The 11894-nt window shown below is 44.1% G+C and carries 11 protein-coding genes; 10 read left to right on the top strand and 1 reads right to left on the bottom strand.

Annotated elements, in window-relative coordinates; translation table 11 throughout:
* Positions 1 to 79: 79 nt before the first annotated feature.
* The 8 genes from G4407_RS12360 (at position 80) to G4407_RS12325 (ending at position 9123) form a co-directional block, all read left to right on the top strand.
* Complete coding sequence (locus G4407_RS12360; RefSeq protein WP_173689144.1) at positions 80 to 955, top strand: YitT family protein; 876 nt, start codon at positions 80 to 82, stop codon at positions 953 to 955.
* 13 nt (positions 956 to 968) lie between these two features.
* Positions 969 to 1640, top strand: coding sequence for a response regulator transcription factor (locus tag G4407_RS12355; protein ID WP_173689143.1), 672 nt, complete (start codon positions 969 to 971; stop codon positions 1638 to 1640).
* On the top strand, positions 1637 to 2659 hold the full coding sequence (locus tag G4407_RS12350; RefSeq protein ID WP_173689142.1) for a sensor histidine kinase: 1023 nt from the start codon (positions 1637 to 1639) through the stop codon (positions 2657 to 2659). Before G4407_RS12355 ends, G4407_RS12350 begins: the two co-directional genes overlap by 4 nt.
* Before the next feature lie 423 nt (positions 2660 to 3082).
* The gene (locus G4407_RS12345) at positions 3083 to 3850 is read left to right on the top strand and encodes an ABC transporter ATP-binding protein (protein ID WP_173689141.1); all 768 of its coding nucleotides are present in this window, start codon (positions 3083 to 3085) and stop codon (positions 3848 to 3850) included.
* The gene (locus G4407_RS12340) at positions 3843 to 5807 is read left to right on the top strand and encodes an ABC transporter permease (RefSeq protein WP_173689140.1); all 1965 of its coding nucleotides are present in this window, start codon (positions 3843 to 3845) and stop codon (positions 5805 to 5807) included. Before G4407_RS12345 ends, G4407_RS12340 begins: the two co-directional genes overlap by 8 nt.
* A 219-nt stretch (positions 5808 to 6026) precedes the next feature.
* The gene (locus tag G4407_RS12335) at positions 6027 to 6578 is read left to right on the top strand and encodes a nucleotidyl transferase family protein (RefSeq protein ID WP_173689139.1); all 552 of its coding nucleotides are present in this window, start codon (positions 6027 to 6029) and stop codon (positions 6576 to 6578) included.
* Positions 6579 to 6591: 13 nt separating this feature from the next.
* On the top strand, positions 6592 to 7968 hold the full coding sequence (locus tag G4407_RS12330; RefSeq protein ID WP_243259135.1) for a 5-bromo-4-chloroindolyl phosphate hydrolysis family protein: 1377 nt from the start codon (positions 6592 to 6594) through the stop codon (positions 7966 to 7968).
* A 21-nt stretch (positions 7969 to 7989) separates the two neighbouring features.
* Positions 7990 to 9123, top strand: coding sequence for a toxic anion resistance protein (locus tag G4407_RS12325; protein ID WP_173689138.1), 1134 nt, complete (start codon positions 7990 to 7992; stop codon positions 9121 to 9123).
* 373 nt (positions 9124 to 9496) lie between these two features.
* Here the strand turns inward: G4407_RS12325 and arcC are convergent, their stop codons facing one another.
* Complete coding sequence (gene arcC / locus G4407_RS12320) at positions 9497 to 10426, bottom strand: carbamate kinase (protein ID WP_173689137.1); 930 nt, start codon at positions 10424 to 10426, stop codon at positions 9497 to 9499.
* Positions 10427 to 10704: 278 nt separating this feature from the next.
* Here arcC and G4407_RS12315 point away from each other — a divergent pair, with 278 nt between their 5' ends.
* Both G4407_RS12315 and G4407_RS12310 read left to right on the top strand, forming a co-directional pair.
* On the top strand, positions 10705 to 10962 hold the full coding sequence (locus G4407_RS12315; protein ID WP_173689171.1) for a PRC-barrel domain-containing protein: 258 nt from the start codon (positions 10705 to 10707) through the stop codon (positions 10960 to 10962).
* 158 nt (positions 10963 to 11120) lie between these two features.
* A complete protein-coding gene (locus G4407_RS12310) occupies positions 11121 to 11816 on the top strand; it encodes an NUDIX domain-containing protein (protein WP_173689136.1) in 696 nt (231 codons plus the stop codon).
* The last annotated feature ends 78 nt before the right edge of the window (positions 11817 to 11894 follow it).

Raw genomic sequence — 11894 nt, 5'->3', positions numbered from 1 at the left:
CAGATGCCAGCATGATATACTGTATGGAAAAGTTATGAAATATCTGGTATCAAAATGAAAGTAGGAGGAAAGAAAGAGTATGAACAATTTTTTGCCACAGAAGAGGGGAATGCAGGTTGTCTGGATCATAGTGGGCTGTCTGATCTACGCAGTCGGTCTGAACGTATTTATTATCCCTATGAATTTATACAGCGGGGGAGCAGTCGGTCTTGCACAGCTGTTAAGTTATGGAGCAGGACAGATCGGGATTAAGGAAATCGCAGGTCTGAACCTGTATGGTATCATTTATTTACTGCTCAACATTCCGATTTTATTTATTGCATGGTTTAAAATCGGAAAGACTTTTTTTATAAATACAATCCTTGGAACGGTAGGAATCAGTTTATTTACTTCAATCGTACCATCGCCGGCGACAGCAGTGATCGATGATCCGGTCATTGGAATCATCATCGGTGGTGTTGTAACCGGAGCCGGAATCGGAATCATGCTGACGGCAAAAGGAAGCGGCGGTGGAATCGAGGTTATCGGTATCTGGATGGCGAAAAAATATGCGGGAATGTCCGTTGGAAAATTGGGAACCATCTTCAATCTGGTACTGTATGCCATTTATCTTTTAGTTTTTGATATCTCAACGGTGATTTATTCGGTCGTCTACCTGTTCTTCTACACAGTAACTCTGGACAGGATGCATTTCCAGAACATCAATGTGAGAATGCTGATTTTCACGAAGAAGAAGGGAATCGCAGAGGCGATCATGAAAGAAACCGGACGTGGTGTTACGCAATGGAATGGTGAAGGTGCATTTACGAGTGAAGACAATTATGTTCTGGTAACGATCGTGAATAAATTTGAAGTAGAAGATATCCTGAACATGGTGTATTTACTGGATCCGGAAGCATTTACTACGGTAGATGAAGGAGTTAAGGTGTACGGAAACTTCCAGAAGAGAGTTTAAGAGGCAGGAATAAATGTATAAAATACTGATCGTTGAAGACGATAACACGATCGCAGAGTTACTGGCATCGCATTTGAAAAAGTGGAATTATAAGACAGTATGTGTACGCGATTTCAAAAATGTAATGGAAGAATTTAAAAAGGCAGGTCCACAGCTTGTGATCCTGGACATCGGGCTTCCGTTTTACAATGGATTCTACTGGTGCCAGGAGATCCGGAAGCTGTCCAATGTGCCGATCATTTTCCTGTCATCGATGAACGACAACATGAATATCGTGATGGCAATGAACATGGGCGGAGATGAGTTTATCGAGAAGCCGTTTGATCTGAATGTAGTGACAGCAAAGGTGCAGGCAGTACTGAGAAGAGCATACGCACTGCAGGGAACAGCAAATATCATTGAGCATGGAGAAATGCTGTTGAATCTGGGAGATGCGTCGCTTACAATAGCCGGGCAGAAGATTGAACTCACCAAGAATGAGTTCAAGATTTGCCAGATGTTTTTTGAAAGCGCAGGAAAATTTGTGACCAGAGATGCGATTATGACCAGACTTTGGGAAAGTGACGAATTCATCGATGATAATACACTTACAGTAAATGTGGCGAGACTTCGGAAAAAGCTGGAGGAAGCCGGAATGCATGATGTGATCCGGACAAAGAAAGGAATCGGGTACATGCTGGTATGACAGAGATTTTAAGGGTATTTTGGAAAGAAAAAAGACCGGAGAGAATTGCGGTTCTGGTTTCGGGCATCCTCTTTGCAGTCATCTTCTGGATCTATGAAATTCCGGTGGAAATTGCAGGATATGCGTTCCTTCTGGTGATTCTGTGGAATGTGATCTGGTTTACACTTGTTTTCATACGATATGTAAAAAGACAAAGAGTACTGGAAGAAAATCAGGAAAAAATCCGGACAGAGGCAGAAGGATTTCCGGAGGCAGAAAGCCGGGAAAGCGAAATGTACCAGGAACTGATCCGGCAGCTTTATGAAGAGAAAAAAGAGCTGGAATCCTCTGTGCAGATTGAAAAACAGGAGCTGTCCGATTATTACAGCATGTGGGTTCATCAGATCAAGACTCCAATTGCAGCACTCGGCGTCCTGATCCAGAGCGGAGAGGAACTGGAAGAAGTACAGGAAAGCCCGAAAGCACAGGAACTTACCCGAAGCATGAAAATGGAAGTATTCCGGATTGAACAATACGTGGATATGGTACTCACCTATCTCAGAATGGGGTCCGCAACCTCCGATTACGCCTTCCGGATCTGCAGCCTGGAAGAAATCATTCGCCAGGCAGTCCGCAAATATTCCCAGATGTTCATCATGACCAGAACAAGACTTCACCTTGAAATCCAGGATCAGAAGATTCTGACCGACGAAAAATGGCTGACCTTCGTCATTGAACAAATCCTCTCCAATGCAGTTAAATACGCAAGAGGCGGAGAAATATCAATTTACACAGAAAATCAGACACTGGTAATCGCTGACAATGGAATCGGAATCGCCGAAGAAGACCTCCCAAGAATCTTCGAAAAAGGATTCACTGGTTACAACGGAAGAGCAAATAAAAAGTCTACCGGAATTGGTTTATATCTGTGCAAAACAATTATGGATCGCTTACATCATACGATTCGGATTGAATCCGATCTTGAAAGAGGAACAAAAGTATATTTAAACTTTGACCGTGAATCCAGACGAATAGAGTAATGGAGTTTATTGGTACAAAAACGAAAAAACTTCCAACAATAGAACCGAACTATGATTTACTTTTTGGTTAAGGATTTAGTGATTAAAATATGCTCATCCATTTGAACCACACAGCCACCAGAAACAAATAAATATGGAAAATTCCATGTTTGTGCAATGGAGATGAAACACAGGAATCATGGAGGCCATTGCCGAACATGATTCCCGCCCCAAGTGGTTCATCGGAATGGTTTGCACAAAGGAATTTGGAATATTTATTTGTTTCTGGTGGCGTTCCTTTCACCCAAATGAGTCTTTTCAACCCCAATCCTTACAAAAATGTAAGAAACCCCACCAAAATTGTCATTTACTTCGATGGAAGGAAACGCCCGGCTTTTTTATAATGGATTTATCAAATAAAAAAGAAGGGCAGGTCAAAAAAACATGGCATTACTTGACGTAAAGAACGTAAAAAAGATATACACAACCCGTTTCGGAGGAAATCAGGTAGAGGCGCTGCATAACGTCAGCTTTTCCGTAGAAGCAGGCGAATATGTAGCAATTATGGGAGAAAGCGGAAGTGGTAAAACTACACTTCTGAATATCCTGGCTGCACTTGATAAGCCGACCGGTGGAAAGGTCTACTTAAAAGGGAATGATCTCGGCAAGATCCGGGAAAAAGAGATGGCAGCTTTCCGGCGGCAGAATCTGGGATTTGTCTTCCAGGACTTCAATCTTCTGGATACACTGACGTTGAAGGACAACATTTTTCTTCCACTGGTGCTGTCCGGTAAGAAATACACGGAAATGGAGAGCCGGATCATGTCAATCGCAGAGCAACTGGGGATCAGTAAGCTTCTGAACAAATATCCATATGAAGTATCCGGCGGGCAGAAGCAGAGAGCAGCCATTGCACGTGCTCTGATCACACAACCGCAGCTGATCCTTGCCGATGAACCGAGCGGTGCGCTGGATTCCAGATCGACGGATGAGCTTCTGGGACTTTTTAATGCGATCAACGATAACGGGCAGACGATTGTCATGGTAACGCACAGTGTCAAAGCAGCGAGCACGGCAAAGAGAGTCCTCTTCATCAAGGATGGGGAAGTTTTTCATCAGCTTTACCGTGGCAATCTGACCAGTGACGAGATGTACCAGAAGATTACCGATACCTTGACGGTTCTCACTACAGGAGGTGAGCACCGTGAATAGATCGATTTACACAAAGCTTGCCATTTCCAATCTGAAAAATAACCGGAAGACATACATTCCATATGTGCTGACAGCTGTCCTGACGGTGATGATGTATTATATGATGGCAAATCTGGCGGCAAATTCTCCGATGGACCAGGAGGCATTAAAGATTATTTTAAGTCTGAGTGTTCATGTGATTGAAATATTTGCACTGATCTTTCTGTTTTACACCAACAGTTTTCTGATCAAAAGAAGGAAAAGAGAAATCGGAGTGTATCACATTCTCGGAATGGGGAAACCGCAGCTTGCGAAAATGCTGGTGATCGAGACGGTTGTAGCCGGTGCGGTCAGTATTCTGGGTGGAATCTTTTTCGGAACTGCGCTTGCAAAGCTGATGTATGCACTTTTGAAAAGAATGATTCATTATGACGATAAACTGGCATTTCGGATGTCATGGGAGATTGCAGGAAATACCGTTCTCTTTTTCACACTGATCTTTGCATTGACTCTGATCTATAATCTTTTGCAGATCCGGCTTGCCAATCCAATCGAGCTTCTGCATGCGGGGAGTCAGGGCGAGCGGGAGCCGCAAACCAAATGGATTCTGACTGTGGCTGGCATCATTTTCCTTGGAATCGGTTATTATATTGCGATTACGACAAAAGAACCACTTAAGGCGCTTCAACTTTTCTTTGTCGCAGTAATCTGTGTCATTATCGGAACCTACGCGCTTTTTACAGCAGGAAGTATTGCTTTTTTAAAGCTGCTTCGGAAAAACAAAAATTTCTATTATAAAACAAAGCATTTTATATCCGTATCCGGCATGCTTTACCGGATGAAGCAGAATGCAGTCGGGCTGTCAAATATCTGTGTGCTCAGTACTATGGTTCTGGTGATCATTTCGTCTACCGTATCTTTGTACATCGGAAAGGAGGATGTCTTAAGAACAAGGTATCCGCAGGAAGTGTATATTACAAATTCAGTATCTGATGATGCGGAAAATCAGAAGCTGCACGATATGGCGGAAAAGATCTGCCGGGATAATCAGGTAGAGATCACAGATGAGAAGAGCTGGCATATGGCAGAGCTTGTGAAGATAAAAAACGGAGAAGAATATACCTCTGCGATGATAAAGGATTATTCGTCATCCGATGTGGTGTTTTTTGATGTGATTGGGTTGGCAGATTATAATCAGCTGACCGGCGAAAGGTTGGAGCTTGGGGATAAGGAAGCCATTCTTTTTACGAATGGGGAAAATTACGGCAAGGATACCATCCAGATTGATGATGAAAACTGGACGATCAAAAAAGAGCTGGACAAGGCACCTTTTGGAAAGAAGAGTGATTCTAATACAGAAAATGTATATTATATGATTGTCAGTGATGAAAAAGAGTTTATGGAAAACTATCTGAAAAAATATCAGCTCGAGGCAGAGGACAAACCGGTAAAATGGAGGGAGTCATTCAATTTAAGAGGCAGCGAAGAACAGAAGCTGAAAGCTGTCAAAGAGCTGAAAACACAGGCAGAAAGTGAATTTGAACATACTGGTGTACAGGGAAGATATCTTGAAAAAGAGACTTTCTTTGGTCTGTATGGCGGTGTATTTTTTATTGGAATGTATCTGGGAAGCCTGTTCCTGATGGCAACGGTGCTGATCATTTATTATAAACAGATTTCCGAAGGCTTTGATGACAGAGAACGCTATCAGATCATGCAGAAGGTAGGGATGAGCAAACGCGAGGTCAAAAGCTCGATCCGCAGCCAGATCCTGATGGTATTCTTCCTGCCGCTTGTGATGGCGATCATCCATATTGCAGTTGCATTTCCGGTGATCACAAAGCTTTTAGCCATATTTTATCTGAAAAATACAAAGCTGTTCTTCGGATGCACTGCCGGTACAGTGGGAATCTTTGCCGTCTTTTATGTGATCGTATTTGTGATAACAGCAAAAGAATATTATAAAATCGTTGAATAGAAGAAAAAGACAAAAAAGGTGACGAAAGTCATCTTTTTGTCGTATACAGAGGTATTTCTTGCTAAGAACGACCGTTCTGTAGTAGAATACAGATAGACTAATTGAAAAGAGGATTGCGAGAGTGCAAAGCACGTAGCAATCTGGTATCAAAGGGGTCAAAATATCTTTTGCCCCAACATCATTGAAAAGATAAAATTACAGAAAGCAAGGGACGTATAAATGATAGAAAAAGGGCTGGTATATGGAAGATTTCAGATTCTGCATCTCAAACATGTGGAATACATTCTGGCGGCAAAGATGCGCTGCAAAAGGCTTTATATAGGAATCACCATGTCGGATGATCTGCACGTATCAGGGGGTGAGGAAGACAATTACCGGGTAAGACGGAGCGCTAATCCTCTGACTTATATTGAGCGTTATGAGATGCTTCGTGATACGTTGCTCAGTTTCGGAGTGCCGAGAGAAGAGTTTGAGATCATCCCGTTTCCGATTGACAGAGTGGAATATCTGGGGCAGTATCTGCCGGAGGGTGCGGTCTGCTTTATGAGTATCTGTGATGAATGGACTGCGAACAATGAGAAGCGTTTTGAGAAGCTTGGAATTCCGGTGGAAGTCCTCTGGAGAAGAACCAAAGAGGAAAAAGGGGTATCAGGTTCCCAGATCCGGCAGAGGATCCTGGCAGATGAAAAGTGGGATGATCTGGTGCCAAAGACCGTTTATGATTATGTTCTCTCGCACGGAATTGACGACAGGATCAAGTTTTCAAAATAAAGGAGAAGCTGAAATGCAGGATTGGGAAAGATTTGGAGAAGAGATCAGACGAACTGTGCAGGATGCTGTAGACTCACAGGATTACCGGAGGCTGAACCAGACGATCACGGATACGATCAACCGGGCAGTGAACGGTGCGGTAAATGGCGCGGAACAGGGCATGCGTTCTTTTGGAAATGCGTTTGATCAGGCAACGAGAAATATGGGAAGAGGTCCGGGAGGACCGCGTGGAAGATATGGACAGATGGGCGGATCTGACAGATGGGGAAGAACGCCTGGAGGAGGTGTACCTCCGTTCGGAACTTACAGGTGGAGCGGACCGGATGGAAATGGAAGAGCGTGGAATCCGGATATGCAGGACTATAAGGCGGAATCACAGGGAAGCAGCCGGTATGGATACAGCAATGCACAGCAGTCACCTGTCTTGTATGGATCGACGACGGGAACAAAGGCAGGCGGAATTGTCATGATCGCAGCAGGCGGAAGCATGGCACTGATATTCCTGATTCTGTTCCTTGCATCTTGTATTGCTTCTTTGCCGGAAAGTCCGGGGGCTTTATGGATCATGCGTGCGGTATTTGGGCTACTTACGGCAGCAAGTGGCATGATCACAGGCTGGGGCATTAAGCTTCTGAAACAGGTTGGAAGATTCAAGAACTACAGCCGCAGGATCGCAGGCAGAGAGTACTGCAATATTTCAGAAATCGGAAGCAATTCCGGAAAATCCATAAAATTTGTGACAAAGGATCTGGAAAGAATGATTTCCAAAGGCTGGTTCCGTCAGGGGCATATGGATGGTGAGAAGAAATGCCTGATCCTGTCAAACCGTGCTTATGAAGAATATTTACAGATCGAAACTCGCAGACAGCAGTCGAAAGCGGAAGAGCCGGTAAAGAAAGAAGAGAAGACACAGGAAAATACAAAAGAGAAAGATGCAAAGAATGAAAAGCTGACACCGGAGGTGCAGAAGATCATTGACCAGGGGGATGCTTTTATCAGAAAGATCCACGAGTGTAATGAAGCCATTCCGGGAGAAGAGATTTCTGCAAAGATCAGCCGGATGGAGATGCTGGTAGACCGGATCTTTGACCGGGTGGAAGAAAATCCACAGTCAGTTTCGGATATCCGTAAGCTGATGGAATATTATCTTCCGACGACGATCAAGCTTCTGGAAGCATATGAACAGCTTGACAGACAGCCGGTTGATGGAGAAAATATCCAGACTGCAAAGCGTGAGATTGAGGCAACGCTCGATACTTTAAATACGGCGTTTGAGAAACTTCTGGATGACCTGTTTCAAGATACCATGTGGGATGTCTCATCGGATATTTCCGTATTGAATACCATGCTTGCACAGGAAGGTCTGAAAGAGGACGGAATAAAAAAATAAAGTCGCAGGAGGAAGAAGAGTATGAACGATTTTGAAGAATTTAATGTGACACCGGAGCTGACGCTGGATCCGTTTCAGGAAGAAAAAAAAGAGACTCCGCAGATTTATCAGGAGGCAGAACCGGAAACACCGGAGATCGTCCTGACACCGGAAGAAAAGAATATGGTCAGTGCATTTGCAGAAAAAATTGATCTCGCCAATTCGAACATGATTCTTCAGTACGGAGCCGGAACCCAGAAGAAGATCGCAGATTTTTCAGAAAAAGCACTGGAAAATGTAAAGACAAAAGATCTTGGAGAGGTTGGCACACTGTTAAGTGATGTGGTGACAGAACTGAAAGGATTTGATGAGGAAGAGGAAAAAGGATTCCTCGGAATCTTCAAAAAAGGCGGAAACAAGATCCAGGCAATGAAAGCCAAATATGCAAAAGCAGAAACCAATGTAAACAATATTGTCAAAGCACTGGAATCTCACGAAGTGCAGCTTATGAAAGACATTGCGCTTCTGGACAAGATGTATGAAGTGAACCTGACATATTATAAAGAATTGTCCATGTATGTGCTTGCCGGAAAGCAGAAGCTTGCCGAGACAAGAAACGGCGAGCTTCAGGAACTGAAGAATAAAGCGATGGCAAGCGGACTTGCCGAGGATGCACAGGCAGCAAAAGATCTGGATTCCAGATGTGAACGTTTCGAAAAAAAACTGCATGATCTGGAACTGACCAAGACAATCGCCATGCAGACCGCACCACAGATCCGTCTGGTGCAGGGAAACGACACAATGATGGCAGAAAAAATCCAGTCTACACTCGTCAATACGATCCCGCTCTGGAAAAGCCAGATGGTACTCGCCCTTGGTGTGGAACATTCCGCACAGGCAGCAGCAGCTCAGAGAGAAGTCAACGATATGACCAATGAACTCCTGCGCAAGAACGCAGAAAAGCTGAAGATTGCTACAGTAGAGACTGCCAAAGAATCCGAGCGTGGAATCGTAGATATTGAAACCTTAAAAGCAACCAATGAATCGCTGATCGCAACCTTCGATGAAGTCATGCAGATCCAACAGGAAGGCCGCCAGAAACGTCAGCAGGCAGAGGTGGAAATGCAGCGCATCGAAGCTGAACTGAAAGCGAAGCTGTTACAGGTTCAGGGGTAAGCATTTGGTGGATGACGTCTGGAGGCTGCCCCGTTATGGGGTGGTGCGAGTGGAGGAGATGGCAGGTGGTAGGAATAAAGTGCTTAGTGTGAATGCTTATGAAACTAAAAGTTTGCCAGCGCACAGACATAAAGGACTCCGTTTTCTGTGATTAGAAACGGTGCTAGAGTCCGTTAGAAAAAAGGCACCAGTAATTCGGATCTGGTTTCGTGCTACAAGCACGAAAGCCAGAGGGCTGCTGAGTGGAATAATCATCAGGATTATTCCGCGAATCAGCCCGGTATCCAAATTACTGGCGCCTTTTTTCTCTACGGACTCTTCACCATTTCTACCCACAGAAAACGGAGTCCTTTATGTCGTCCCTTTTGTACATTTATTCAATAACAGTTCCGGTTTTACCCTTCAGAGCATCTTTCAGAGTATCAAAAGAAGTAATCAGAGCACTTCTTCCCTCTTTCTTTTCTACGAATCCTACGGATGCCTGGAATTTTGGAAGCATATTGTAGATTCCGAAGTGTCCTTCATTCATGTACTGCTTAGCCTGTTCTACGGAGATAGTATCGAGTTCTTCTTCATCTTCTTTTCCGTGGTTTAAGCATACCTTTTCCACACTGGTGAGGATGATGAGCTCGTCTGCATCGATCTGCTCGGCGAGCTTGCCGGCAGTAAGATCTTTTTCGATGACTCCGCTGGCACCTTTAAGATGATTGTTCTGCTGGAGTACCGGGATTCCGCCACCACCGCAGGCGATTACAATATGTCCTGCATCGGTAAGGGTGCGGATGGAATCAACTTCTACGATATCAACCGGGTTTGGAGAAGCAACGACACGGCGGAAGCCCTGACCAGGAACTTCTACTACATAATTGCCCTTTTTACGTTCAACGGCAGCGTCTTCTGCGCTCATGATACGTCCGACAACCTTGGTTGGTGTGTAGAATGCTTCGTCATATGGATCAACAGTTACCTGTGTGATAACAGTACATACGCTGCGGTAGATGCCGCGTTCGATCAGTTCTTCGCGAATCGCGTTCTGCAGGTCATATCCGATGTAACCCTGTGACATAGCAGAGCAGACTGACATCGGAGAAGCGGTATAATCCGGATGATTGGTGCTGAATTCGTTCATAGCAGTATGGATCATACCAACCTGAGGTCCATTACTGTGTGTGATTACTACCTGGTATCCTTCTTCAACAAGATCTGCAATGGAAACTGCAGTTTTTTTAACGGCAACCTTCTGCTCCGGAAGTGTGGTTCCGAGTGCGCGGTGTCCTAATGCAACAACAACTTTTTTCTTCATATTACATCCCTCTGTTTCTCAGAATTTGAATTGTCTGCGTATGAAAAACATATAACGCAGACAACAGCGATAAAAAATATATAAAAATTATAGTATTTTTTTATGGAAATTGCAATCATTAGTTGGCAAAAATGCACAGTATAAAAAGGAATTACTGGTGGGCAGAAGCTAAATGGCACAAGGACGGGGATTTTCACAAAACATGCTGACAACAAGGGAAGATGTTCATATAATATAATAAGAAGTCCGGTGGATGGTGCAGTATGAAAGAGGAACGGATTCGATTTTGCGGATTAAAAGAGCGGGAGGTCATTAATATGTGTGACTGCAAGCGGCTTGGTTTTGTTGCCGATCTGCTGATCAATATCTGTTCAGGGTGTGTGGAAGCATTGATCGTACCGGGACCGGGAAGAATCTGTGGATTTCTTGGGTATGATGCGGAGTATATTATTCCGTTTGAGTGTATCCGCAGGATTGGAGAGGATATTATTCTTGTGGAAATTAAAGAGGACAAATGTCTGAAGCCGTGTAAATAAGAAGATGTTGGGGTCAAAAGGTATTTTGCCCCCCTTTGATACCAGATTGCTACGTGCTTTTGACCCTGGTATCATAAGAATAGTAAAAGAGGAAGAAGAGTACAGACTGCTCAGTGAAATAAATGAGAACAAGTAAAAAGACAAAGGAGAGAAGAAAAATGACAGCATTTTTTAAAGAAATCGAGCCATTCCGGGGAAACGGAAACGAAAATGAAAAGGGACAGACACTGGAAGAATTTCTGGAGGAGTATGATCCTTATAAATATAAGAATCCTTGTGTGACAACGGATGCAGTTATATTTTCCTGCAAAAGAAAGGAAGCGGACGGAGAATGGAAAGTCCTGATGGTTAAAAGACGGAATCATCCGAGCATTGGCTGGTGGGCGCTTCCGGGTGGGTTTATTGAACTCCATGAGAATCTGGAAGATACGGCAAGAAGAGAACTGACCGAGGAGACCGGCGTGGCGGATCTTCCGATGGAGCAATTTGCAGTCTATGGAAATGTGGACCGTGATCCAAGAGCACGGATCATCACGTCAGCGTATCTTTCGGTTGTAAATGAAGGGCAGGTAAAGGTGCGGGCCGGCGATGATGCGGCGGATGCAAGATGGATGCAGCTTCATTGCCGGACAGAATCGGTGAAGGAGGACGGAGAATGGACAGAAACCATTTATCGCCTGACATTGGAAAATAAGGACACAGATCTTACAATTTCAGCAGCTGTTGAGAAGAGAGAAAGAAGCGGTCTGGTAAGAGAAACCTATTATAAGGTAAAAGAATCGGACCGGATCGCCTGTGACCATGCGGCACTGATCGTACAGGCATGGAAGCTGGTGGAGAGCCGGCTTATATAGCTTATTGATAAAGTGTGAATTTGTTGACAACCTTGTATACAGGATTTATACTATAGACATTAAAAATGTGCGTGATTC

The sequence above is a fragment of the Allocoprococcus comes genome, assembly GCF_013300725.1.
Taxonomy (GTDB): Bacteria; Bacillota; Clostridia; order Lachnospirales; family Lachnospiraceae; genus Allocoprococcus; species Allocoprococcus comes_A.
Note: the sequence above shows the minus strand (reverse complement) of the source record. Positions and strands in the feature narration are given on the sequence as shown.

What these genes read in the sequence shown, in the direction of transcription:
- G4407_RS12360 (WP_173689144.1), top strand. Translation starts at nt 80, where the DNA reads ATGAACAATTTTTTGCCACAGAAGAGGGGAATGCAGGTTGTCTGGATC.
- G4407_RS12355 (WP_173689143.1), top strand. Translation starts at nt 969, where the DNA reads ATGTATAAAATACTGATCGTTGAAGACGATAACACGATCGCAGAGTTA.
- G4407_RS12350 (WP_173689142.1), top strand. Translation starts at nt 1,637, where the DNA reads ATGACAGAGATTTTAAGGGTATTTTGGAAAGAAAAAAGACCGGAGAGA.
- G4407_RS12345 (WP_173689141.1), top strand. Translation starts at nt 3,083, where the DNA reads ATGGCATTACTTGACGTAAAGAACGTAAAAAAGATATACACAACCCGT.
- G4407_RS12335 (WP_173689139.1), top strand. Translation starts at nt 6,027, where the DNA reads ATGATAGAAAAAGGGCTGGTATATGGAAGATTTCAGATTCTGCATCTC.
- G4407_RS12330 (WP_243259135.1), top strand. Translation starts at nt 6,592, where the DNA reads ATGCAGGATTGGGAAAGATTTGGAGAAGAGATCAGACGAACTGTGCAG.
- G4407_RS12325 (WP_173689138.1), top strand. Translation starts at nt 7,990, where the DNA reads ATGAACGATTTTGAAGAATTTAATGTGACACCGGAGCTGACGCTGGAT.
- arcC (WP_173689137.1), bottom strand. Translation starts at nt 10,426, where the DNA reads ATGAAGAAAAAAGTTGTTGTTGCATTAGGACACCGCGCACTCGGAACC.
- G4407_RS12310 (WP_173689136.1), top strand. Translation starts at nt 11,121, where the DNA reads ATGACAGCATTTTTTAAAGAAATCGAGCCATTCCGGGGAAACGGAAAC.